Annotated in this window: 24 protein-coding genes; 8 read left to right on the top strand and 16 right to left on the bottom strand. The window is 64.0% G+C overall.

From position 1 onward, the window contains the following. Positions 1-34: 34 nt before the first annotated feature. The 3 genes from ABIB91_RS24105 (at position 35) to ABIB91_RS24095 (ending at position 3,399) form a co-directional block, all read left to right on the top strand. The gene (locus ABIB91_RS24105) at positions 35-775 is read left to right on the top strand and encodes an SDR family NAD(P)-dependent oxidoreductase (protein WP_354163543.1); all 741 of its coding nucleotides are present in this window, start codon (positions 35-37) and stop codon (positions 773-775) included. Positions 776-853: 78 nt separating this feature from the next. Then, positions 854-2,002, top strand: a complete 1,149-nt coding sequence (locus ABIB91_RS24100) for an NHL repeat-containing protein (RefSeq protein WP_354163545.1) — start codon at positions 854-856, stop codon at positions 2,000-2,002. Between the two features lie 170 nt (positions 2,003-2,172). Beyond that, a complete protein-coding gene (locus ABIB91_RS24095; protein WP_354163547.1) occupies positions 2,173-3,399 on the top strand; it encodes an ABC transporter substrate-binding protein in 1,227 nt (408 codons plus the stop codon). Between the two features lie 99 nt (positions 3,400-3,498). Here ABIB91_RS24095 and ABIB91_RS24090 read toward each other — a convergent pair whose 3' ends face one another. The 8 genes from ABIB91_RS24090 to ABIB91_RS24055 form a co-directional block, all read right to left on the bottom strand. Beyond that, a complete protein-coding gene (locus ABIB91_RS24090) occupies positions 3,499-4,755 on the bottom strand; it encodes a TCR/Tet family MFS transporter (RefSeq protein WP_354163549.1) in 1,257 nt (418 codons plus the stop codon). Next, a complete protein-coding gene (gene der / locus ABIB91_RS24085) occupies positions 4,752-6,134 on the bottom strand; it encodes a ribosome biogenesis GTPase Der (protein WP_354163552.1) in 1,383 nt (460 codons plus the stop codon). The genes ABIB91_RS24090 and der overlap by 4 nt, the downstream gene beginning before the upstream one ends. Positions 6,135-6,238: 104 nt before the next feature. Then, a complete protein-coding gene (locus ABIB91_RS24080; RefSeq protein ID WP_354163554.1) occupies positions 6,239-6,790 on the bottom strand; it encodes a hypothetical protein in 552 nt (183 codons plus the stop codon). A 26-nt stretch (positions 6,791-6,816) separates the two neighbouring features. Next, complete coding sequence (locus ABIB91_RS24075) at positions 6,817-7,470, bottom strand: tetratricopeptide repeat protein (RefSeq protein ID WP_354163556.1); 654 nt, start codon at positions 7,468-7,470, stop codon at positions 6,817-6,819. A 168-nt stretch (positions 7,471-7,638) separates the two neighbouring features. After that, positions 7,639-9,231 (bottom strand): class I adenylate-forming enzyme family protein, encoded by a 1,593-nt coding sequence (locus ABIB91_RS24070; protein WP_354201684.1) that lies wholly within the window; start codon positions 9,229-9,231, stop codon positions 7,639-7,641. Between the two features lie 78 nt (positions 9,232-9,309). Continuing rightward, complete coding sequence (locus ABIB91_RS24065; RefSeq protein ID WP_219683215.1) at positions 9,310-9,894, bottom strand: NnrU family protein; 585 nt, start codon at positions 9,892-9,894, stop codon at positions 9,310-9,312. A gap of 71 nt (positions 9,895-9,965) precedes the next feature. After that, the gene (locus ABIB91_RS24060; RefSeq protein ID WP_354163818.1) at positions 9,966-10,544 is read right to left on the bottom strand and encodes a UCP034077 family protein; all 579 of its coding nucleotides are present in this window, start codon (positions 10,542-10,544) and stop codon (positions 9,966-9,968) included. A gap of 195 nt (positions 10,545-10,739) precedes the next feature. Continuing rightward, positions 10,740-12,359, bottom strand: a complete 1,620-nt coding sequence (locus ABIB91_RS24055) for a peptide chain release factor 3 (protein ID WP_354163820.1) — start codon at positions 12,357-12,359, stop codon at positions 10,740-10,742. Positions 12,360-12,527: 168 nt separating this feature from the next. On the opposite strand from ABIB91_RS24055, the gene sugE reads away from it, so the two are divergent. Beyond that, positions 12,528-12,842: a quaternary ammonium compound efflux SMR transporter SugE gene (sugE, locus tag ABIB91_RS24050; protein WP_354163822.1), complete on the top strand. Its 315-nt coding sequence runs from the start codon at positions 12,528-12,530 to the stop codon at positions 12,840-12,842. Here the strand turns inward: sugE and ABIB91_RS24045 are convergent. The 7 genes from ABIB91_RS24045 to ABIB91_RS24015 form a co-directional block, all read right to left on the bottom strand. Continuing rightward, on the bottom strand, positions 12,835-13,842 hold the full coding sequence (locus ABIB91_RS24045) for an inorganic phosphate transporter (RefSeq protein WP_354163824.1): 1,008 nt from the start codon (positions 13,840-13,842) through the stop codon (positions 12,835-12,837). The genes sugE and ABIB91_RS24045 overlap by 8 nt on opposite strands. 15 nt (positions 13,843-13,857) lie before the next feature. Beyond that, positions 13,858-14,502: a DUF47 domain-containing protein gene (locus ABIB91_RS24040; protein ID WP_007592082.1), complete on the bottom strand. Its 645-nt coding sequence runs from the start codon at positions 14,500-14,502 to the stop codon at positions 13,858-13,860. Between the two features lie 158 nt (positions 14,503-14,660). Further along, positions 14,661-15,629: a branched-chain amino acid ABC transporter permease gene (locus ABIB91_RS24035; protein WP_007592084.1), complete on the bottom strand. Its 969-nt coding sequence runs from the start codon at positions 15,627-15,629 to the stop codon at positions 14,661-14,663. A 1-nt stretch (position 15,630) separates the two neighbouring features. Further along, a complete protein-coding gene (locus tag ABIB91_RS24030) occupies positions 15,631-16,494 on the bottom strand; it encodes a branched-chain amino acid ABC transporter permease (RefSeq protein ID WP_354163827.1) in 864 nt (287 codons plus the stop codon). Between the two features lie 72 nt (positions 16,495-16,566). Next, entirely contained in the window at positions 16,567-17,790 is a 1,224-nt protein-coding gene (locus ABIB91_RS24025) for an ABC transporter substrate-binding protein (protein ID WP_007592089.1), read from the bottom strand. Positions 17,791-17,823: 33 nt separating this feature from the next. Then, the gene (locus tag ABIB91_RS24020; protein WP_007592091.1) at positions 17,824-18,570 is read right to left on the bottom strand and encodes an ABC transporter ATP-binding protein; all 747 of its coding nucleotides are present in this window, start codon (positions 18,568-18,570) and stop codon (positions 17,824-17,826) included. Further along, the gene (locus tag ABIB91_RS24015) at positions 18,563-19,318 is read right to left on the bottom strand and encodes an ABC transporter ATP-binding protein (RefSeq protein WP_018459153.1); all 756 of its coding nucleotides are present in this window, start codon (positions 19,316-19,318) and stop codon (positions 18,563-18,565) included. The genes ABIB91_RS24020 and ABIB91_RS24015 overlap by 8 nt, the downstream gene beginning before the upstream one ends. A gap of 371 nt (positions 19,319-19,689) precedes the next feature. On the opposite strand from ABIB91_RS24015, the gene ABIB91_RS24010 reads away from it, so the two are divergent. Further along, the gene (locus ABIB91_RS24010) at positions 19,690-20,337 is read left to right on the top strand and encodes a hypothetical protein (RefSeq protein WP_088941288.1); all 648 of its coding nucleotides are present in this window, start codon (positions 19,690-19,692) and stop codon (positions 20,335-20,337) included. Between the two features lie 3 nt (positions 20,338-20,340). Here ABIB91_RS24010 and ABIB91_RS24005 read toward each other — a convergent pair whose 3' ends face one another. Then, on the bottom strand, positions 20,341-20,715 hold the full coding sequence (locus tag ABIB91_RS24005) for an ArsC family reductase (RefSeq protein ID WP_354163830.1): 375 nt from the start codon (positions 20,713-20,715) through the stop codon (positions 20,341-20,343). Between the two features lie 105 nt (positions 20,716-20,820). On the opposite strand from ABIB91_RS24005, the gene ABIB91_RS24000 reads away from it, so the two are divergent. From ABIB91_RS24000 to ABIB91_RS23990, 3 genes are all read left to right on the top strand, one after another. Next, on the top strand, positions 20,821-21,192 hold the full coding sequence (locus ABIB91_RS24000) for a tRNA-binding protein (protein ID WP_354163832.1): 372 nt from the start codon (positions 20,821-20,823) through the stop codon (positions 21,190-21,192). 216 nt (positions 21,193-21,408) lie between these two features. Further along, positions 21,409-22,041 (top strand): TetR/AcrR family transcriptional regulator, encoded by a 633-nt coding sequence (locus ABIB91_RS23995; protein WP_354163834.1) that lies wholly within the window; start codon positions 21,409-21,411, stop codon positions 22,039-22,041. 3 nt (positions 22,042-22,044) lie between these two features. Continuing rightward, positions 22,045-22,827 carry a sulfite exporter TauE/SafE family protein gene (locus ABIB91_RS23990; RefSeq protein WP_354163836.1) on the top strand — a complete coding sequence of 261 codons (783 nt, stop codon included), beginning with the start codon at positions 22,045-22,047 and terminating at the stop codon, positions 22,825-22,827. The last annotated feature ends 1 nt before the right edge of the window (position 22,828 follow it).

The raw sequence follows: 22,828 nt of genomic DNA, 5'->3' as shown, positions 1-22,828 counted from the left end.
CTTTCGCCAGGACGACGCTGGATAGAACCTCTTGATGACAAATCCCCTCGCCAACCGCATCGCTCTCGTCACCGGCGCCTCGCGCGGCATCGGCTTCGCCACGGCCAGGGCGCTGGCCAAGGCCGGCGCGCATATCGTCGCCGTGGCGCGCACGCAGGGCGGGCTGGAAGAGCTCGACGACGAGATCCGCAAGGACGGCGGCACCGCAACGCTGGTGCCGCTCAACCTCACCGATTCCGACGGCATCGCGCGGCTCGGCGCCGGCCTGCATGAGCGTTACGGCAAGCTCGACATCCTCGTCGGCAATGCCGGCGTGCTCGGCCCCTCCTCGCCGATCGGCCATATCGAGCTGAAGGCCTTCACCGACGTGATGGCGGTCAACGTCTCCGCGAACTTCCAGCTGATCCGCTGCATGGAGCCGCTGCTCAAGCAGTCCGACGCCGGCCGCGCGGTGTTCGTCACGTCCGGCGCTGCCAACAAGGCGACCGCCTATGTCAGTCCCTACGCGGCGTCCAAGGCGGCGCTGGAAACGCTGGCGCGCGCCTGGGCACAGGAGACCGCGAATACGAAACTGCGCGTCAATTTGTTCAATCCGGGCCCCGTCCGCACCCGCATGCGCGCGACGCTGATGCCGGGCGAAGATCCGGCGACGCTCGATACAGCCGAGCAGGTCGCCGAATTCATCGTGCCGATGTGCGCGCCGGACTGGACCGAAACCGGCAAGTTCTACGACTACAAGACCCGCAGCCTGATGAGCTTCCGCTCGCCGGCCTGATTGACTTGACGGCCTCCCCGCGATTGACTGCCCGCGCTCAAGCGGCAGCAAGCCGCAGGCCAAAAAAGGGAGGTTGCTATGGCACCATGGCGGAATCGCGCAAGCTTTAAGCGTGCGCTCGCAAATGTCTCTCGCGTCCTCTCTGTCCTGATCGCGGCCGTCGCGTTTGCGCTTCCGGGTGCGGCGACCGCCAGCGATGTCCCGACCTTCGCAGTCGATGCTTCCTGGCCAAAGCCGTTGCCGAACAACTGGATCCTCGGCCAGGTCGGCGGCATCACCGTCGACTGGCAGGGCCACATCTGGGTGATCCATCGCCCCCGCTCCCTCACCGACGACGAGAAAGGCGCGAGCCTCACTCCGCCGCGTTCGAAATGCTGCGTGTCGGCGCCGCCGGTGCTCGAATTCGACAGCGACGGCAATCTGCTGCGATCGTGGGGCGGCGCGGGCGAAGGCTATGAATGGGTCGGCCGCGAGCACGGCATCGAGGTCGACGAGCGCGGCTTCGTCTGGGTCGGCGGCAATGCCGACAACGACAACGCGATCCTGAAATTCACGCTCGACGGCAAGTTCGTCGCCCAGATCGGCAAGATCGCGCCGAGCCTCGGCAGCAACGACACGACACAGCTCGGCAAACCCGCCGAGACCGCGATCGACAAGGCCGCCAACGAAATCTATGTCGCCGACGGCTACGGCAACCGCCGCGTCATCGTGTTCGACGCAACGACCCTCGCCTACAAGCGGCACTGGGGCGCCTACGGCAACAAGCCTGATGACACCAAGCAGGCGGCGTACGATCCCAAGGCGCCGGTGTCCCAGCAGTTCGGCAATCCCGTCCACTGCGTGAAGCTCGCCAATGACGGTCTCGTCTATGTCTGCGACCGCATCAACAACCGCATCCAGGTGTTCAAGACGGACGGCACCTTCGTGAAGGAATTCTTCTTCGAGAAGAACACCCTCGGCAATGGCGCGGTGTGGGACGTCGCAATCTGGCCCGATCCGAAGCAGACCTGGCTGCTCAGCGCGGACGGCGAGAACAACGAGATCAGGGTGATCAGGCGCGACGACGGCAGCGTGGTCGGCAGCTTCGGGCACAACGGCCGCAATGCCGGACAATTCCACTGGGTGCACGCCATGGCGATCGACGCCAAGGGTAACGTCTATACCGCCGAGGTCGACACCGGAAAGCGCATCCAGAAATTCAAGCTGACATCGGACGCGCTGAAATAGCGTCTCGACGCATTTTGCCCAAAAGTTAACGGAGGGATGACGCTGCGACGCAGCGTCATCCGGCTTTAGGCGCATTGCCGCCGGCCGTGGGACACGGTAGAGCCATCAGCCGGAACAAGGCTCCCATTCAAGAGAGCCGTCCGCATGTTTGACAATGGAGGAAAGCTTTTATGACGACGACGTTCGCGCGCCGCTCCGCGGCTCTTCTGGCCTGTGCCGCCTTCGGTTTTGCCACATCCGCCTTCGCCCAGGAAAAATCCGTCACGATCGGCGTGCTCAACGACATGTCCAGCCTCTATGCCGACATCGGCGGCCCCGGCGCCGTGGCGGCGGTCAACATGGCGGTGGAAGATTCCGGTCTCCGCGCCAAGGGCTGGAAGATCGAGGTGATCAGCGGCGACCACCAGAACAAGCCGGACGTCGGCGTCAACATCGCGCGGCAGTGGATCGACACCCAGAAGGTCGATGTGATCGCCGACACCCCGAACTCCGGCGTGGCGCTGGCCGTCAGCAACGTCGTCAAGGAAAAGAACGCGGTCCTGCTCAACAATGGCGGCGCCAGTGCCGACCTCACCGGCAAGGCCTGCAACGCCAACACCATTTCCTATACTTACGACACCTACATGCTCGCCAACGGTACCGGCAAGGCGCTGACCAAGGCCGGCGGCGACAGCTGGTTCTTCCTGACCGCCGACTACGCCTTCGGTGCCGCGCTCGAGCGTGACACCAGCGCGGTCGTCACCGCGAACGGCGGCAAGGTGCTCGGCGGCGTCAAGCATCCGCTCAACACGTCGGATTTCTCCTCCTTCCTGCTGCAGGCGCAGAATTCGAAGGCGAAGATCGTCGGTCTCGCCAATGCCGGCGGCGACACCACCAACTCGATCAAGCAGGCGGCCGAGTTCGGCATCGTCGAAGGCGGCCAGAAGCTCGCGGCGCTGTTGCTGTTCATCAACGACGTCCACTCGCTCGGCCTGAAGACCGCGCACGGCCTGACCTTCACCGAATCCTTCTATTGGGACCTCAACGAAGGCACGCGCGCCTTCTCGAAGCGCTTCCAGGACAAGGTCGCCAACAAGGCGATGCCCTCGATGACGCAGGCCGGCAATTACGCGGCCGTGCTGCATCTTCTGAAGGCGATGGACGCCCTCGGCGGCAATCCGCACGACGGCGCCAAAGTTGTCGCCAAGATGAAGGAGATCCCGACCGACGATCCGCTGTTCGGCAAGGGCCCGCTGCGCGAGGACGGACGCCGGATCATTCCCGCCTTCCTGTTCGAGGTGAAGAAGCCGGAAGAATCCAAGGGACCGTGGGATTATTACAAGCTGGTCGCGACCATCCCGGCGGAAGATGCGGCCAAGCCGCTCAAGGACAGCGAGTGCCCGCTGGTGAAGAAGTAAGAGCATAGGTGCCGTAGGGTGGGCAAAGGCGCAAAAGCGCCGTGCTCACCATCTCTCGACAACCGAACAAGGCGGTGGGCACGCTTCGCTTTGCCCACCCTACGCAACCGTCTTCGCCGCTCCCAGCGCCCGCACCGCGATCGCCACGCACGCCACCATCAACACCGCCGCGAGCAGGAACGGCGCGCCGGGCAGCTGCCACGGCGCGCTGGCGCCGATGAAGTATGAAAACGTCAGCGTGAACAGGAACGGACCGACGAGCTGCGACACGCTCTGCACGCTCGCGGTCGCGCCCTGCAACTGGCCCTGCTGATCGGGCGCGACCAGCCGCGTCATCAGCGATTGCATGGCGGCGCCCGAAATGCCCCACAGCGACATCACGGGAATGCCGATCCAGAACAGCGGTCCGGTCGGCGCTGCGCCGAAGATCACGAAGCCGACCGCGCCACAGCACAGGCCCATCAACAAGGCGTTGCGCTCGCCGAGCACGCGCACGATCGGACCGATCGCGAGCCCCTGCACCACCATGGCGCAGACGCCGACCATCGCCAGCGTCAATCCCACGGTCTTCGAATCCCAGCCGTAGCGATAGGTGGCGTAGAGCAGGAAGGTCGAGGGAAGCACGACATGCGCGACCTGCGCGATGAAGTTGACGACGGACAACGCAGCGAGCACCACGTTCGAACGCAGCAGGCGGAGCGCTCCGAGCGGATTGGCGCTCCTCCAGCGGAACGGCGCGCGCTTGTCCGGCGCCAGCGATTCCGGCAGGACGAAGAGCCCATAGAGCGCATTGGCCAAGCTCAGGGCCGCCGAGGCCCAGAACGGCAGGCGCGGATCGATATCGCCGAGCAGACCACCCAGCGCCGGGCCCAGCACGAAGCCGGCGCCGAACGCAGCTCCAATCCTGCCGAACACCGCTGCGCGCCGCTCCGGCGGCGTAATGTCGGCGATATAGGCAAAGGCGGTCGAGATGCTCGCCGAGGTGATGCCTGAGATCACCCGGCCGACGAACAGCCAGACCAGCGACGGCGCCAGCGCCATCAGCACATAGTCGGCCGCGAGCCCGAAATTCGACAGCAGCACCACCGGCCGCCGCCCGAAGCGATCCGACAGCGCGCCGAGCACCGGCGAGAACACGAATTGCATCAGCGCCCAGGCGGTGCCGAACAGGCCGAAGATGCGGGCCGCGTGCGCCGTGTCGTTGTCGACGAAGCTCTCGATCAGTTTTGGCAGGATCGGCATGATCACGCCGAGCGCGAGCATGTCGAGCAGGATGGTGACGAAGATGAAGGCGACCGCACCGCGCCGGACTGGCGCAGCGCCCTGCGCCATCGCCTCGCCGGCTTGGTTGCTCACGACGGCCGCTTGCGCTTGTGGGCGAAGGGATTGGCCTTCTCGCGCAAGGTGATACGCACCGGCGTGCCCGGCAGCTCGAAGGCCTCACGCAGCGAGTTGGTGAGGTAGCGCAGATAGGACTGCGGCACCGCGTCCGCACGCGAGCAGAACAGCACGAAGCTCGGCGGACGCGCCTTGGTCTGCGTGATGTAATTCAGCTTGAGGCGTCGGCCGGACACGGCCGGCGGCGGATTGGCCTGGACCGCCTCCTCGAACCAGCGGTTCAGCGCCGCCGTCGACACACGTCTGTTCCAAAGCGCATAGGCATCCTGGATCGCCTGCATCAATCGATCGACGCCCTCGCCCATCAAGCCGGAGACGGCGACGATCGGCACGCCTTTGATCTGCGGCAGCAAATGATCGGCATCGCGGCGCAGGTTCGAGATCGCGCCGCCGCCTTTGCTCTCCATCAGGTCCCATTTGTTGACGGCGAGCACGACGGCGCGACCTTCGCGCTCGATCAGGTCGGCGATGCGAAGATCCTGCTCCTCGAAGCGGTTCTGCGCATCCATCATCATCACGACGACTTCGGCAAAGCGCACCGCGCGCAGTGCGTCGGCGACCGAGAGCTTCTCGAGCTTCTCCTCGATCCGCGAGCGCCGGCGCAGACCCGCGGTGTCGAACACGCGAAACTCGCGACCCTTCCAGTTGATCTCGACCGCGATGGAATCGCGCGTGGTGCCGGCCTCCGGGCTCGTCAGCAGGCGCTCCTCGCCGAGCAGATGATTGATCATCGTCGACTTGCCGGCGTTGGGCCGGCCGACGATGGCAACCCGGATCGGACGCGTGGCCGCCTCTTCCTCCGTCAGCGGCTCGTCGTCCTCGACGTCATCCTCCTCGACGGGCTCCGGCATCAGCTCTCGAAGGGCATCATAGAGCTCACCGAGGCCCTCGCCGTGCTCGGCCGAGATCTGGATGGGATCGCCGAGGCCGAGCGCGAAAGCCTCCATCGCGCCGGCATCGCCATGCTTGCCTTCGCTCTTGTTGGCGACCAGCAGCACCGGCTTGTTGGCCTTGCGGGCGAAATCGGCGAAGGCGCGATCGTTGGGCGTGAGGCCCATGCGGGCATCGATCACGAAGAACAGCGCGTCGGCCTGTGCGATCGCGGCCTCCGTCTGCTCCTGCATGCGGGCGGTCAGCGAGCCCTTGGCCCCCTCGTCGAGGCCGGCGGTGTCGATGATCGTGAAGTCGAGATCGCCGAGCCTGGCCTCGCCCTCGCGGCGATCGCGGGTGACGCCGGGCAGGTCATCGACAAGCGCGAGCTTCTGCCCGACCAGACGGTTGAACAGCGTCGATTTGCCGACATTGGGTCGGCCGATAATGGCAATCTTAAAGGACATGGGTCATTCGTGCGCTGCCGGAGCCGCGCCTGTCAATGAAATGAAGACAATTGTTTGAGCATGATCTTTTCGGAAAACCGCTTCACACTTTTCCGGATCATGCTCTAGCGCGAGAAGCTGCCGCTGGGCATCGGCGCCGGGAAGGCGCCCTGCGTTTGCTGCTGGGTGGTCTGGGTCGGTTGCGCCTGCTGGACGGGCTGATCGGGCGGCGGCGCGGTGGTGCGCTTGCGCACGATCTTCTGCCTGGGCGGCGGCGTGGCCGCGGGCGGCGCGGCCTCGGGCTGGGCCTCGCCATCGACTTCGCCGGCGGGCACCTCAGCCGGCGCAACGGCAGCGCTGGCGGGCTGCCTGGTCTTTTTCGCCTTGGCACCCTTCGCCGGCTTGGCCGGCTCGGGCGGAGGCTCGGTGGGCAGAGCCGCGACGGCGGGTCCGTTCGGATCGGGCCGTTGCTGCGCGCCCTTGTACATATCCTTCGGAACGCCCTGCTCGAGGCCCGGCACGCCTTCCGGGAACACCGGCTTGCGGTCGCCCGGCAGCTTCTTCTTGGTATCGAGGAAGTCGAGCATGTCGCTCGGATCGAAGCTGGAGCAACCGCCCAGCACGCCCGTGAAGGCGATCAGGACGGCGGCTGCGATCAAGCGTGACGTACGGCGCATATCGGTATCTCGTCTCAGCTCTCGGCTCAGCTCTTCGCTACGGGCGGCAGCAGGGCCTGCAGCGCCTCGGCGCGCGAGCGCAAGCCGGGCGGCGTTTCGCCATCCTCGGCAATCGCGTCGAGCCATTTGCGGGCCGCAGTCATGTCGTTGTTGCGCCAGGCCGACAGCGCCAGCATCTCGCGGGCGGTATGACGAAAGGTCGATTTGGGCGCGGTGGAGGCGTCCAGCCGCTGCTGCATGTCGGCATAACCGGCGCTGTCGAGCAGGAGACCGGCGGCGCGGATCTTCGCCAGATCCTGCCACTCGCCGCCCACGCTGTGGTCGGCGGCGATGTCGTCATACAGCTTGGCGCCCGCCTTGGTGTCGCGGGCCGCCGCCTCGGCCGCAGCACGCAGCCGCGCCAGGGTGCGATAGCCCGATGGAGCCTTTGCGGCGAGCTCGGTGAAGGCCGCCTCGGCCTCCGCATGCTTGTCCTGCTCGGACAGCTCGGCGGCCTTTTCGAAGGCGGCGCCGGCCTCGGCGGCCTTCTTGGCCTCCACATACTGGTAAGCGCGCCAGCCACCCACGGCGGCGACGATCAGCACCATCAGGGCGATGAAGACGATCGAATACTTGTCCCACAGCTTCTTGAGCTGTTCGCGACGTACTTCCTCGTCGACTTCGTCAAATAATTCAGACACTTATGCTAATCCCATGCCCGTCCGGGTGCGCGCGCCAAGGCGTTCGCGTCAGGAATCCCGTCCCCACGTGGCGGCGAGGTACCCTAACGATATGGCGGTGGCAAGGCAAAGCGAGCCCGATCAAGGCGTTAACCACCCGGGACAGCCCGGAGAGACCGCCTCCCCGGGTCAGGATCCCAACAGCTCCCGCAGCTGCCGCTTCAGTACCTTGCCATTGGCATTGCGCGGCAGCGGCTCCGCTGTGATCATCATGCTCTCCGGGACCTTGTAGTCGGACAGCCGCTCCGCGCACCAGGCGCGCAAGGCCTCGCTGTCCACCGGCGCGCGCGCCACCACCACGGCGTGAACGCGTTCGCCCAACACCGGGCACGCCTTGGCGACGATCGCGCTCTCGACCACGGCCGGGTGGCCGGCCAGCACGGATTCGACCTCGGCCGAATAGATCTTGAGGCCGCCGCGGTTGATCATGTCCTTCTGCCGGTCGAACACCCGGACAAATCCCTCCACATCGATCGAGCCGAGATCGCCGGAATGCCAGAACCCGCTGGTGAAGCTTTCGGCCGTGGCCTTTGGGTTGTTCCAATAGCCCTTGATGACGGAGGCACTCTGGATCCAGAGCTCGCCGATTTCCCCAGGCGGCAGCTCACGCCCGTCCGCGCCCATTGCCAGAATGCGCGCACCGGGACACGGCAGGCCAACGCTGTCGATGTGGGTTGCCGTCAACTCGCCCGGCATGATCGTGGACGGCGATGTCGTCTCGGTCGCGCCGTAGCAGTTCGCCAGCTCGAGGCCCGGAATGATCGCCTTGAGCTTCTCGATGGTGGCAACCGGCATCGGCGCGCCACCAAAGCCTCCGATGCGCCAGCTCGACAGATCGTAGCTCTCGAAATCGGGCTGGAGCAGGCAGAGATTGTACATCGCCGGCACCATCACCGTGTAGGTGACGCGCTCGCGCGCGGCGAGCTTGAGATATTCGCCGGCCTTGAACTCCGGCATGATGATCAGCGCGCCGCCGCAGCAGATCATCGTCGTGATGTTGGCGACGACGCCGGTGACGTGGCCGAGCGGCACTGCCGCGATCGAACGGTCGGCCGCCGTCAATTGCAGGCAGGACACGAAGATCATCGAGGAATGGACGATGTTGCAATGGGCCAGCATCGCGCCCTTCGGCTTGCCTGTCGTGCCCGAGGTGTAGAGGATCATCGCGGTGTCCTCCTCGCTCGTCTCGACCGGCGCCGGGGCCGGCGCGCTGTCGACGAGCACCGCGAAATGCGACCGAGCCGGATCGTCATCGACCGCGATACGGTGGATCACATCGGGCACATCCCGCACGTCCGGCAGCCGCTCCGCGAGCGCCGCCTCGTGGATCAGGATTTTGGCGCCGCAGTCGGCGAGCACATAAGCGATTTCCGGCTTCTGCTGCCGTGTGCTGAGCAGCACCGTGACGAGCCCCTCATGCGCGGCAGCAAACAGCAGCAGCGGGAATTCGACCCGGTTGCCGAGCAGGATCGCGACACGATCGCCGCGCCGCAATCCGAGCTTGCGAAATCCCGCCGCGATCCGCGCAGCCTGCTCCGCGGCCTGCCGCCAGCTCAGCCGGACATGGCCTGAGATCAGCGCTTCGCCGTCGGGATTGCGGGCGCAGGCGTCCGCAATCATCGCCCATAGGCTCGACGGCCGATCGCAAAATGCCGGCACGACCCGATCGCCGAAGCGCGCCTCGAACCGCATTGGCGGGATCTGAGAATGCGACCAGTCCATCGGAATGCCTTGGCTTGTTGCTCTTGTTACTTTGTCACTTTCCGCGCAGGGCATGCGGTCCCGTCTTGTGCTGATCGGCTATCCACCCATCACGGGAACGCCGATCACGACCGGATGGAACGCAAAAGCCAGCGCCAGATAAGCGACGATCCCGACCGCGATCGCGATCAGATCGTTGGTGACGCCGCCCACCGGAATCGGCGGACCGCCGCCATCGGTGCGACGCTTCAGCGTGATACGATCATACACCGCCCAGCCCAGGAAGGAGCCGAACAGGATGATGGAGCCGAGATCGCCATTGGCCAGAAGATGCGCCGCCGCCCACAGCTTGATGCCGGCCAGCATCGGATGCTTCAGCGTCGCGTAAATGCGGCCGCGCAGATAGGACGCAACCACCAGGATGACCGCGGGCAACATCAGCGCGAGCGTGATGTGCTTCAGCGCCTTCGGCGGATACCAGACGTCGATCCAGCCCGTCGCACGGTAATGCGCGAAGCCCCAGATGATCAGCGCGAGCCCCGCGAGCGAGGCAAGCGAATAGAGGATTTTGTAGGTCCCCTCGCCCAGTCTCGCGATGGCCTGCGCGCGCGCCTCGCGTTTCGTCGTGAACACATGCGCCGCAAAAAACAGCGCAAGCCCCAGGATCATCACCAGCAGACCCACGAGATTCTCCCCTCAACCAGCGCCCCAGCCCATGGCGTATCATCGATTGGCCGCGGGTCGCAACTGATGCGCTACTTGCCGATCTCGCGATTGTCGACATATCGGATCGCGATCGGCCGCCCGGCGAGGGCACCGCCAAGACCCCCGGTGAATTTCAGCGGCAGGCAGGCGTTCAACGATGAATTGATCGCATTGAGGTAGGAGGTTCTCGTCTCGGCGGGGACGCCTGCGGTCGCAAAGGTCAGGCGCGGCGGGCCGATCAGGCCGCCCGATTTGTTGAAGCTGAAACGCACGGCGATCTGCATGCCCGCGTGCGCATTGTCCGTTGGCGGCGACCAGCAGCTGCGCAGTTCGGCGAAGAGATCGCCGATCGTGTCGAGATCATGATCCGGCTTCTGGTATTTGGCGCGATCCGCCTCTGACGGTACGCTTTGGATCGTGAGCTGGAGATTCTGGCCATAGGGATAGTCGATCTCGGGAATACAGGGACCAGGCTCGAGCGGGCTGCAGTAGGACGGCGTGCAGGGCCTGCCGTCGAGGACGCTGCACGGCTCGTGCGAAAACGGAATTGGGTTGATTTGCCTGGGCCGCGCGTCCGCGGCGATCGTCGAGATCGCCAGCAGGAAGAAAACAAGGATGCCGCGCCACATGACCAGAACGTGGCATCGCCGGAGAAGCCGTCAAGCCTGCAAGCGTTCACATGCTCGCGCGTACACGCGGTGTCGTCGTCCGGCTTGACCGGACGACCCAGTATCCCAGAGGCGATTGTGATTGAGCCGAGAGGCTGCGGCGTACTGGATGCCCCGCCTGCGCGGGGCATGACAGCGGTGGGACGGAGCCACACCCTAGCCCTTCTTCTTGACGTCCTTGACGTTGGTGAACTCGATGCCCTCGGCCCGTTCCCTTGTGTAGCCGAGATAGAACTCGTTCCGCGCCAGATAGACGGGATCGCCGTCGACATCGTCGGCGATGCTGGAGGTGTTGGCAGCGATGAAGGTATCGAGCTTCTTGCGGTCGCCCGAGGAGACCCAACGCGCGAGCTGGAACTCGCTGACCTCGAATTCGACCGGGAGGGAATATTCCGCATCCAGCCGCGCCTTGAGCACGTCGAGCTGGAGAGCGCCGACGACGCCGACCAACGCGGGCGCGCCGTCGCGCGGGCGGAACACCTGCACCACGCCCTCTTCCGACATCTGCTGAAGCGCTTCCTTCAGCTTCTTGGCTTTCATCGCATCGGTGAGACGCACGCGGCGGACGATTTCCGGCGCAAAGCTCGGCACGCCGACGAAGTTGAAATCCTCACCGTCGGTCAGCGTATCGCCGATGCGCAGCGTGCCGTGATTGGGAATGCCGACGACATCGCCGGCATAGGCTTCGTCCGCAACCGAACGGTCCTGCGCGAAGAAGAATTGCGGGCTCGACAGCGGCATGCTCTTGCCGGTGCGCACGAGCTTCGCCTTCATGCCGCGGCTCAGCTTGCCGGAGCACAGCCGCGCGAAGGCGATGCGGTCGCGGTGGTTGGGATCCATGTTGGCCTGGATCTTGAACACGAAGGCGCTCATGCGCGGGTCGGTGGCTTCGACCTTGCGCTGGTCGCTCTCCTGCGCGCGCGGCTCGGGCGCGAACTTGCCGAGCCCTTGCAGCAGGTCGCCGACGCCGAAATTGCGTAGCGCGCTGCCGAAATAGACCGGCGTCAGATGGCCCTCGCGAAACGCTTCGAGCTCGAACGGCTTTGAAGCCGCGGTGACGAGCTCGAGCTCGTCCTTGACCGCTGACACGTCGAGATTGGCGTTGAGCTTGGCGAGCTCGGCGATCTCGATCTGCTGCGCCGCGCCGGTCTTGGCACCGCCGCCTTCGAGCAGGCGCACGCCGCCATTGACGACGTCATAGGTGCCGAGGAACTCGCGGCCGCGGCCGACAGGCCAGGTCATCGGCGTGGTATCGAGCGCCAGCGTCTTCTCGATCTCGTCGAGGAGCTCGAACACGTCGCGGCTCTCGCGGTCCATCTTGTTGATGAAGGTGATGATCGGGATGTCGCGAAGACGACATACCTCGAACAGCTTTCGGGTGCGCGCCTCGATGCCCTTGGCGGCGTCGATCACCATGACGGCGGAATCGACCGCCGTGAGCGTGCGATAGGTGTCTTCCGAAAAGTCCTCGTGACCCGGCGTGTCCAGCAGGTTGAAAACGAGGCCCTCGAACTCGAAGGTCATGACCGAGGTCACGACCGAGATTCCGCGCTCGCGCTCGATCTTCATCCAGTCCGAACGCGTGTTGCGCCTCTCGCCCTTGGCCTTGACCTGGCCGGCCAGATTGATGGCGCCACCGAACAGCAGCAGCTTTTCGGTCAGCGTGGTCTTGCCGGCGTCCGGATGCGAGATGATGGCAAAGGTACGCCGCCGCGACACTTCAGCGGCAAGCGAGGAACGGGCCGTCGATTCGGCTGTGGTGGCGATGTCGGACATTGCGGCAGCGTTTGGCAGGGAAAATGAGCCTGATCAAGCCTCATCTGGTGATTGCGGAGCCTTCCGGCCAGTCCCATATCGGGCCCAAGATCAGGTTGGGAGGGACGGCCTTCCCTTCCCACAGCACGCCAGTCGCGGGGACGACCCTGCCTTGAATGGAGGGTCGTCATGGCCTGGAGCATCCTGTTCGTCGCCGGTCTGCTGGAGGTCTCCTGGGCGATCGGCCTCAAATACACCGAGGGGTTCAGCAAGCTCGTTCCGTCGGTCCTCACGCTCGGCGCCATGGCCGGCAGCATCATCCTGCTCGGGCTCGCCCTCAAATCGCTGCCGATTGGAACCGCTTATGCAGTCTGGACCGGCATCGGCGCGGTCGGTACCGCGACGCTCGGCATCGTCCTGTTCGGCGAGCCGGCCACCGCGTTCCGCCTCGCCAGCATCGGGCTGATCGTCGCCGGGATTGTCGGGCTGAAGCTGGTTACCTGAGGAAGATCTTGACCGCCCACCAGCTCAGCGCGGCGACGATGGCCGAGGCCGGCATCGTGATCACCCAGGCATAGACGATCGAGCTGGCGACGTTCCAGCGCACCGCCGAAAGGCGGCGGGCGGCGCCGACGCCGACGATGGCCCCGGTGATGGTGTGGGTGGTCGAGACGGGAACGCCGAGGAAGGTCGCCATGAACAGGGTCGCGGCACCGCCGGTCTCGGCGCAAAATCCCTGCATCGGGGTCAGCTTGGTGATGCGCAGGCCCATGGTGCGAACGATGCGCCAGCCGCCCATCAGCGTCCCCATCGCCATCGCGGCCTGGCACGAGAGCACCACCCAGAAGGGTACGAAGAATTCGCCGCCGAGCTGGCCCTGCGAATAGAGCAGCACGGCGATGATGCCCATGGTCTTCTGCGCGTCGTTGCCCCCATGGCCGAGCGAATAGAGCGAGGCGGAGGCGAATTGCAGGATGCGGAAGGCGCGATCCACGGCAAAGGGCGTGGAGCGCACCGAGGCCCAGGAGACGATCGCGACCAGCACCATCGCGAGCAGGAAGCCGACGAGCGGAGACAGCACGATAGCGATCACCGTCTTGGACAATCCGCTCCAGACCGCCGCCGAAAGGCCGGCTTTGGCCACACCGGCACCAAACAAGCCGCCGATCAATGCATGAGACGAGGACGATGGGATGCCGAGCGCCCATGTCACGAGGTTCCAGACGATGGCGCCGACGAGCGCGGCGAAGATCACCTGAGCATCCACGATCGCGGGATCGATGATGCCGGTGCCGATGGTCTGGGCGACGTGGAGCCCGAACACCATGAAGGCGACGAAATTGAAGAACGCGGCCCAGAACACCGCGTATTGCGGCCGCAGCACGCGAGTCGAGACGATGGTCGCAATCGAATTGGCGGCGTCGTGCAGGCCGTTCAGGAAGTCGAACAGCAGCGCGACGGCGATCAATCCGATCAGGACGGGAAGACCCAACGCAACATCCACGGCGTGGCCCCTGCCCTAAACTTGCTCGATGACGATGCTGTTGATCTCGTTCGCGACGTCGTCGAAGCGATCGGCGACTTTCTCGAGATGGTCGTAAATCTCTGCGCCCACGATGAAATCCATCGCGTTGCCGTCGCGATGCTTGAGGAACAGTTCCTTCAGCCCGATATCATGGAGATCGTCGACGCGGCCTTCCAGTTTGCCAAGCTCTTCCGTGATCGCAGTCAGCATGGCCACGTTCTGACCGATCTTCTGCATCAGCGGCAGCGCACGGCCGACCAGATTGGCGCATTCGATCAGGAGCCCGCCGATCTCCCGCATCGGGGGCTCGAAGCTGCGGACCTCGAACAGCATCACGGCCTTGGCGGTCTGCTGCATCTGGTCGATGGCGTCGTCCATCGAGGTGATCAGGTTCTTGATGTCGCCGCGGTCGAACGGGGTGATGAAGGTGCGACGCACCGCCGTCAGCACCTCACGGGTGATATTGTCCGCATCGTTCTCGAACTGGTTGACGCGCTGGCAATAGACCGGCGTCTCCTCGCCCCCGTTGAGCATGCTCTGGAGCGCGATCGAGCCCTGGATCACGGTCTGGGCGTGGCGGTCGAACAGGTCGAAGAACCGTTCTTCCTTGGGCAGGAAAGAGCGAAACAATCGCATCATGGGAGAGAAACTACCGGTTGGATAATGGCCTGGCCAAAGGGGGCCGTCATGAAACTGTCATAGACCATTTTCGATCCACGCGCGTGCCACCTCACGCCCGTGGAGCCGGATCATCCACCGCTTTCGCGAGTCAACACATCTTCCATTAGATCAATGACTTACAGCGACCGCCGGAAGTAATGCGCGATTTCGCCGATGACGCCACGGCGGAAGGTGAGCACGCAGATCACGAAGATCGAGCCCTGGATCACGGTCACCCACTGCCCGAACCCCGCCAGATATTGCTGCATGGCGATGATCACGAAGGCACCGACCACGGGACCGAACACGGTTCCTAGACCACCGACCAGCGTCATCAGCACGACTTCGCCCGACATTGACCAGTGCACGTCGGTGAGCGAGGCATTCTGCGCCACGAAGACTTTCAGCGCACCGGCAAAGCCGGCCAGCGTACCCGACAGGACGAAAGCCAGGAACTTGTACTGATCGGTGCGGTAACCCAGCGAGATCGCGCGCGGCTCGTTCTCGCGGATCGCCTTGAGGACTTCGCCGAAGGGCGAGTTGATGATGCGGAAGATCAGCAGGAAGCCGGCGAGGAAGCCGACCAGAACCACATAGTAGAGCACGGTCGGCTTGGTCAGATCGAACACGCCGAACATGCGTCCTTGCGGGATGCCCTGGATGCCGTCTTCGCCATGGGTAAACGGCGCCTGGAGGTAGATGAAGTACAGAAGCTGCGACAGCGCCAGCGTGATCATCGAGAAATAGATGCCCTGGCGCCGGATCGAGATATAGCCCGTGATGAGCGAGAGCACGAAGGCACCGGCGACGCCGACGAGGATGCCGAGCTCCGGCGGCAGCGCCCAGACCTTCAGCGCATGCGCGCTGCAATAGCCGGCGGTGCCTAAGAACATCGCATGGCCGAAGGACAGCAAACCGCCGTAGCCGATCAGCAGGTTGAAGGCGCAGGCGAGCAGCGCGAAGCACAGCGCCTGCATCACGAAGAACGGGTAGACGCCCGTGAATGGCACCGAAGCCAGCAGCAGCGCCATCACCACGAACACGATCATCTCGTCGCGGATCGCGCGCGGGGTTACCGGCAGCGTGTCGTCCGTCAAGGCTGTCATATCAGGCCGCCCTTCCCGTCAATCCCGTTGGCTTCACCAAGAGCACCAGCACCATCAGCACGAACACGACGGTGTTGGAGGCCTCGGGGTAGAAATATTTGGTCATGCCCTCGATCACACCGAGCGCAAAGCCGGTGATGATGGAGCCCATGATCGATCCCATGCCGCCAATCACGACCACCGCGAACACCACGATGATCAGGTCGGCGCCCATCAGCGGCCGCACCTGGTTGATCGGCGCCGACAGCACGCCGGCAAGCGCGGCCAGGCCGACACCCAAACCATAGGTCAGCGTGATCATGCGCGGCACGTTGACGCCGAAGGCGCGCACCAGCGTCGGGTTTTCAGTCGCGGCACGCAAATAGGCGCCGAGACGCGTCTTCTCAATCAGGAACCAGGTCGCGATGCAGACCACCAGCGAGAAGATGACGACCCAGCCGCGATAAATGGGCAGGAACATGAAGCCGAGATTCATGCCGCCCTTGAGCTGGTCCGGAATGGCGTAAGGCATGCCAGAGGAGCCGAAATAGTTCTGGAACACGCCCTGCACGATCAGCGCAATGCCGAAGGTCAGGAGCAGGCCGTAGAGATGATCGAGCCCCGTCAGCCATTGCAGCATGGTCCGTTCCAGGATCATGCCGAAGATGCCGACGATGATCGGCGCCAACAGCAACGCCCACCAGTAGTTGATGCCGCCGATGTTCAGCAGGAAGTAGGCGACGAACGCGCCCGTCATGTAGAGCGCGCCATGGGCGAAATTGATGATGTTGAGCATGCCGAAGATCACGGCAAGCCCGAGACTGAGCAGCGCGTAGAACGAGCCGTTGATCAGTCCCACCAGTAGCTGAGCGTAAAGAGCCTGCATCGATCCCGCACCCGGTCCCTTCGGCGTTCCCTGAAAGTCGCCCGCAGGCCTGATGGCCTGCGGGCGGTTATCTTACTTCTTCAAGAGCGCGCACTTGCTCTCGGACAGCGGCGTGAAGGCCTGGTCGCCCGGCACCGTGCCGACCAGCTTGTAGAAGTCCCACGGTCCCTTGGACTCGGAGGGCTTCTTCACCTCGAACAGATAGGCATTGTGGATGGTGCGACCGTTGGGCTGGATCTCGCCCTTGCCGAACAGATCGTCTTCCGTCGGCATCGACTTCATCTTCTCGACGACCTTGGCGCCGTCGTGCGGGTTGCCGCCGAGCGCTTCCAGTGCCTTGAAATAGTGACGCACGCCCGCATAGACGCCGGCCTGCACCATGGTCGGCGGCGCGTTGTTCTTCATCTTCTCGGCGAAGCGCTTGGAGAACGCCCGGGTCTGGTCGTTCATGTCCCAGTAGAAGGTCTCGGTGAAGTTGAGGCCTTGAGCGGTCTCGAGCCCGATCGCCTTGACGTCAGTCAGGAACAGCAGCAGCGCCGCGAGCTTCTGGCCGCCCTTGACGATGCCGAACTCGGCCGCCTGCTTGATCGTGTTGGTGGTGTCGCCGCCCGCATTGGCAAGGCCGATGATCTTGGCCTTGGAGGCCTGCGCCTGGAGCAGGAAGGACGAGAAGTCCGGCGTGTTCAGCGGGTGCTTGACGCCGCCGACCACCTTGCCGCCATTGGCCGTAACGACAGCGGTGGTGTCGCGCTCCAGCGCCGCGCCAAAAGCGTAGTCCGCGGTCAGAAAGAACCAGGTGTCGCCGCCAGCCTTCACCAGCGCCTGGCCGGTGGTGTGGGCCAGCATGTAGGTGTCGTAGGTCCAGTGCACCGTGTTGGGCGAGCACTGCGCGTTGGTCAAATCCGAGGTCGCCGCGCCCGAGTTGATGTAGACGCCGTTCTTTTCCTTGACGACGTTGTTGACCGCAAGCGCCACGCCGGAATTCGGCACGTCGACGATGACGTCGACCTTGTCGACGTCAAACCATTGCCGCGCGATCGCGGTGCCGATGTCGGGCTTGTTCTGGTGATCACCCGAGATGATGTCGATCTTCCAGCCCTTCGCAGCCAGGCCGGAATCTTCAATGGCCATCTGCGCGGCGAGCGTCGAGCCCGGTCCGCCGAGGTCGGCATAGAGCCCGGACTGATCGGACAGCGCGCCGATCTTGACGGTCTTGTCCTGAGCGAAGGCTGCACCGGTGGCGGTCACGGCCAGCGCCGTGCCGAGCAGAAACGACGCAATCGACTTTGTCATCATGCTACTTCCCTATGAATCTTTTTGTTGGCAGTTCTAGACGCCGAGATAGGTGTGGAGCTTGTCCATGTTGGCGGCAAGCTCCGCATTGGAAAATCCGTCAATGATCTTGCCGTGCTCGACCACGTAATAGCGGTCGGCGACGGTGGATGCGAACCGGAAGTTCTGCTCGACCAGGAGGATCGTAAAACCCTCCTTCTTGAGCCGCGCGATGGTGTGGCCGATCTGCTGGATGATGACGGGCGCGAGACCCTCGGTCGGCTCGTCCAGCATCAGGAAGTTCGCGCCGGTGCGCAGGATGCGCGCGATCGCAAGCATCTGCTGCTCGCCGCCGGAGAGTTTGGTTCCCTGGCTGTTGAGCCGTTCCTTCAGGTTCGGAAACAGATCGAAGATCTGCTCGAGCGGCAATCCGCCGGGACGCACCACCGGTGGCAACAGCAGGTTCTCGCGGACATCGAGGCTGGAGAAAATTCCGCGCTCTTCCGGGCAGAACGCGATTCCCATCCGCGCGATCTTGTCCGAGGTCGTGCGGATGATGTCCTGGTTGTTGAACTTCACCGAGCCGGTGCGCTTGCCGATGATGCCCATGATCGACTTCAGCGTGGTGGTCTTGCCGGCGCCGTTGCGCCCGAGCAGGGTGACGACCTCGCCTGCGTTCACGTCGAAGTTGATCCCGTGCAGGATGTGGGACTCGCCGTACCAGGCTTCCAGGTTGCGGACCTGGAGGAGGTTGCCGCCGCTCGCAGTCTTTGCGGGAGCGTCCGCCGTTGCCGTCTCAGCCATGACCGGCTCCCAGATAGGCTTCCTTGACGCGTTCGTCCTTGGTCAGCTCGCTGTAATGGCCTTGCGCCAGCACCTGCCCGCGCGTCAACACGGTGATGATGTCGGAGAGATTGGCCACGACGCTCAGGTTATGCTCGACCATCAGGATGGTGTATTTCGCGGAAATGCGCTTGATCAGCGCCGCGATCTTGTCGATGTCCTCGTGGCCCATGCCGGCCATCGGCTCGTCCAGCAGCATCATCTCCGGGTCGAGCGCGAGCGTGGTTGCGATCTCCAGTGCGCGCTTGCGCCCGTAGGGCATCTCGACCGCGGGCGTATTGGAAAACTCGCTGAGGCCGACATCGTTCAACAGCTCGCGCGCGCGATCGTTGAATTGGTTGAGCACGGACTTTGAGCGCCAGAAATCGAAGGAGCTGCCGTGCTGGCGCTGAAGCGCGACGCGGACGTTTTCCAGCGCGGTGAGATGGGGAAATACGGCCGAGATCTGGAACGAGCGAACCAGCCCCAGGCGGGCCACGTCGGCGGGCGCCATCGCGGTGATGTCCTGCCCCTTGTACAGGATTTTTCCGGCAGACGGTTTGAGGAACTTGGTCAAAAGATTGAAACACGTCGTCTTGCCGGCACCGTTCGGGCCGATCAACGCGTGAATGCTCCCACGGCGAACCTTGAGCGCAACGTCGCGGACGGCGAAGAAGCCCGCGAACTCCTTGGTCAAGCCTTCCGTTTCGAGAATGAACTCATCGGCCAAACAGTTTTCCCCCTGCCCGCACAACGCGCGTGGCTATCCTTGTTGCTTCGGCTTTCCGGAGGCCTTGGAGCCACTCCCTGGAGCCCATCCGGAACGCCGCCTCCGGGCGCGGAATATGCCGGAGGTGACGGGGGTTAGGCAAGGCGGAAAGCTGAGCAGGTCAGGCCTCCGGCCGGGAGACTTATGCTCCCTTAGTCGGACGTGTTTTGATGTCGCGCCTGCCCGGCTTCCCGGTTCGCAAAGCGCCGGTCATCAAGCCGTCGTTAACGGTCTTTCGTTCCATGCGCCAGCCTTCATAGAAAATTTTCCCGCAACGAGGATCATGCGCGGGTTTGATGCGTCCGTAATTTCTATTCGCCGGGAATATTGTGTTGGATTTTGCAAGCGCCGCTCCTTCCGTGGTCAAGTCGATCAGGCAGCGTGATCTCCTGAACACGTGGCTGCGGCTCTATGCGCGCGAGCAGACGGCCCCGGCGATTTGGGAGTACCAGCCTGCGCGGCTCGAGGAAGAGCTCTCCGATCTGATCTATTATACGGTGGACATGTCGACGCCGACACCGCGTCTGACCATCCAGAGCGAAGGTACGCGCATCTCGCGCGCCTATGGACACACCGGCAAGGGCGTTCTGCTCGACGACTATATCGGGCCGCGTCTCGTGCCCCTGGTAATGCCGGTCTATCATGAATGCGTGGCGCGCGGGGTGCCAGTCTACAGCGTTGCCGACGTCGATGACATCTACGGCCGTATCGTCGCCTATGAGCGCCTGCTGCTGCCGTTCCAGACCGACGGCAAGGTCTGTCACATCATCGCATCGCTCAAGACCTTCTGCGAGGACGGCGGCTTCGAGATCAAGAATCTGATGCGCGGAAATGACGCGCTGCCGCGCCCGAGATTGCGCGCGGTGATCGACCGCGACCTGTTCCACCGCACCCCAGGCCGCATCGCGCCGGCCGAGTTGGTCGAGTTCGCGGACCAGCAGGGCTCCGGCCTTCCCAGCGAGATCATCGAGCTGAACTAGCGCTCAGCGCGATTTGGCGGCGGCTTCCTTGGTCTTGACTTCCTTGGCATAGATGTCCGGCTTGAAGCCGACCAGCAGCTTGCCACCAAATTCAAGCACCGGCCGCTTGATCATCGATGGTTGCGCTAGCATCAACGCCAGCGCCTTTTTCTCGGAGAGGCCTTCTTTGTCGGCATCGGGCAGCTTCTTGAAGGTCGTCCCGGCGCGATTGAGCAGCGTCTCCCAACCGACCTTGTCGCTCCACTGCTTGAGCTTGTCCTTCTCCACGCCCGCCGTCTTGTAGTCGTGAAACGCGTAGGCGACGCCATGGCTGTCGAGCCAGGCGCGCGCCTTCTTCATGGTGTCGCAGTTCTTGATGCCGTAGATGATGTTGGGCAAAACGTTCCTCGCGCATCCGTCGTGTCGTGATCCCAAGGCGTTGTACGCAACTCCGGTTCGCGCGACAATATTGCGAACGACGCCAGCTCTTCGAACGGACACTCCATGCACATCACCCACGGTCCAGCCGCGACTGCGTCGCCGACCATCGACTTCGACACTTTTCTCGCGGTCGATATCCGCGTCGGCACCATCGTCGATGCGAAGCCGTTCCCGGAGGCGCGCAAGCCGGCCTGGCGGCTGTGGATCGACTTCGGTCCCGCGATCGGTGTGCGCAAGAGTTCGGCGCAGATCACCGAAAACCATCCGCTTGAAACGCTGGTGGGCCAACAGGTGGCCGCGGTCGTGAATTTCCCGCCGCGCCAGATCGGCCCGGTTGTCTCGGAGGTGCTCACCCTCGGTTTCCCCGATACCGACGGCAAGGTCGTGCTGGTGCAGCCGAGCAAGCCCGTGCCGAACGGCGGACGGCTGTTCTAGCACCGCGCGATCAAGGGACGGTTCCAGGCCGCCGGCGGCGTCCCATTAACGGTTCAGCCCTCCTGTTTCCCGACCCGGGGCGTCGGGATTGACCGGGATCCTTTTTGATAATATAAATGACTGACTGATCGTTTTTTATCTCAGCCGCCCTTATCAATTACCTCCTCCGAGGAACGGATAAAACGATCGACCTGTCAGTTATTTATGGATAGCCGGATGCCCAAGATCAGCGACAAGCAACGCGAAAGCCGGCGGCAGCAGATCCTCCAAGCCGCCCTTGCCTGCTTCGCCGAGGACGGCTTTCACCAGACCGGGATGGCCGACATCGTCAAACGGTCGGGGCTGAGCCACGGTGCGGTCTATCTCTACTTCCAGAGCAAGGACGATCTGATCGAGGCACTCGCCGACGACCGGCACCGGCGCGAGGCCGTGCTCAACTCGGTCGCGCAAGGATCGGGCGATCCGATCGAAGGACTTCACGCACTGGTCGGCGTCTACGCGCAATGGCTCACCGACCCCGCCGGCGAAGCGCGCCGCCGTGTCGGTATCCATGGCTGGGCCGAGGCCCTGCGCAACCGACGCGTCCGCACCAGCGTCGTGGAAGGCATCGACATGCCGCGCGCCCTGATCGTCGCACTGGTCGAGCGCGGCCAGCATGACGGCCTCATCAAGCGCGATCTCGGTCCTGAAGCGATCGCGCGCGTGCTGATCGCGATCTTCCAGGGCTTTGTGCTGCAGAAATGCTGGGGCCAGGATTTTGACATCGAGGCCTGCATGGCGGCCGTGACCGGCGTGATCGATGGATTTCGCACCACGAAGGCCGACGTCAAGCGACGGACCAGGAACTGAGCGATGCCGTGGATCCACGACCTGCTCGCAGGCATTGGGGTCGGTCTCATCGGCGGGCTGACATCGGGCTTCATGGGCACGAGTCCCGGAGGCGGTCTCGTGATCTTCAGCGTGCTGCTGCTCGGCGCCGAGCAACACGTCGCCCAGGGCACATCGCTGATCACGCAGGTTCCACCGACGGGACTCGCGGGTGTTCGCCGCTATTGGCAGAACGGCAATCGCAGCCCGTTGCTGTGGATCGTTTGGATCGGCATCGGCTTTCTGTTCGGCGGCGCCGGCGGCGGCTACGCTGCGGCCGCAGTCTCCGACGCGGTGTTGCAATGGACCTACGTCGTCTATCTCGTCGCACTGATCGCTCTCCTGATCCTGCGCCGCGACCGCGAGGACAAAAGCAATGAGACCGGCGACCGAGACGAGCTGCCGTGGCTGCCGCTGCTCCTCATCGGCATGCTTGCCGGATTTTCCTCCGGCTTCATGGGCATCGGCGGCGGGCTGGCGATTACCGTCGGGCTGGCGGCAGGCCTGCGGGTGCCGCAGCATCAGGCGCAGCTCGTCAGCCTCGTCTTCTCGGTCATCCCGACCAATATTCCGGCCGCGTGGATCTATTGGAGCAAGGGGCTCATGGTCGGCTGGCCGGCCATCATCGGCATCCTGGCCGGCCTCTGGGTCGGCACCGATCTCGGTGCACGCGCGGCCAATGGCGTCAGCAAATCGGTACTGCGCCGGGTCATGATCGTCCTCATCCTGCTGATGGCGCTCTACATGACCCACAAGGCGCTAACCTGAT

The organism is Bradyrhizobium sp. JR4.3, from assembly GCF_040547695.1.
GTDB lineage: Bacteria > Pseudomonadota > Alphaproteobacteria > Rhizobiales > Xanthobacteraceae > Bradyrhizobium > Bradyrhizobium canariense.
Note: the sequence above shows the minus strand (reverse complement) of the source record. Positions and strands in the feature narration are given on the sequence as shown.

Coding starts and splice junctions, on each gene's coding strand:
- ABIB91_RS24105 (WP_354163543.1), top strand. CDS start 35: ATGACAAATCCCCTCGCCAACCGCATCGCTCTCGTCACCGGCGCCTCG.
- ABIB91_RS24100 (WP_354163545.1), top strand. CDS start 854: ATGGCACCATGGCGGAATCGCGCAAGCTTTAAGCGTGCGCTCGCAAAT.
- ABIB91_RS24095 (WP_354163547.1), top strand. CDS start 2,173: ATGACGACGACGTTCGCGCGCCGCTCCGCGGCTCTTCTGGCCTGTGCC.
- der (WP_354163552.1), bottom strand. CDS start 6,134: ATGTCCTTTAAGATTGCCATTATCGGCCGACCCAATGTCGGCAAATCG.
- ABIB91_RS24080 (WP_354163554.1), bottom strand. CDS start 6,790: ATGCGCCGTACGTCACGCTTGATCGCAGCCGCCGTCCTGATCGCCTTC.
- ABIB91_RS24070 (WP_354201684.1), bottom strand. CDS start 9,231: ATGGACTGGTCGCATTCTCAGATCCCGCCAATGCGGTTCGAGGCGCGC.
- ABIB91_RS24060 (WP_354163818.1), bottom strand. CDS start 10,544: ATGTGGCGCGGCATCCTTGTTTTCTTCCTGCTGGCGATCTCGACGATC.
- ABIB91_RS24055 (WP_354163820.1), bottom strand. CDS start 12,359: ATGTCCGACATCGCCACCACAGCCGAATCGACGGCCCGTTCCTCGCTT.
- sugE (WP_354163822.1), top strand. CDS start 12,528: ATGGCCTGGAGCATCCTGTTCGTCGCCGGTCTGCTGGAGGTCTCCTGG.
- ABIB91_RS24040 (WP_007592082.1), bottom strand. CDS start 14,502: ATGATGCGATTGTTTCGCTCTTTCCTGCCCAAGGAAGAACGGTTCTTC.
- ABIB91_RS24035 (WP_007592084.1), bottom strand. CDS start 15,629: ATGACAGCCTTGACGGACGACACGCTGCCGGTAACCCCGCGCGCGATC.
- ABIB91_RS24030 (WP_354163827.1), bottom strand. CDS start 16,494: ATGCAGGCTCTTTACGCTCAGCTACTGGTGGGACTGATCAACGGCTCG.
- ABIB91_RS24025 (WP_007592089.1), bottom strand. CDS start 17,790: ATGATGACAAAGTCGATTGCGTCGTTTCTGCTCGGCACGGCGCTGGCC.
- ABIB91_RS24020 (WP_007592091.1), bottom strand. CDS start 18,570: ATGGCTGAGACGGCAACGGCGGACGCTCCCGCAAAGACTGCGAGCGGC.
- ABIB91_RS24000 (WP_354163832.1), top strand. CDS start 20,821: ATGCACATCACCCACGGTCCAGCCGCGACTGCGTCGCCGACCATCGAC.
- ABIB91_RS23995 (WP_354163834.1), top strand. CDS start 21,409: ATGCCCAAGATCAGCGACAAGCAACGCGAAAGCCGGCGGCAGCAGATC.
- ABIB91_RS23990 (WP_354163836.1), top strand. CDS start 22,045: ATGCCGTGGATCCACGACCTGCTCGCAGGCATTGGGGTCGGTCTCATC.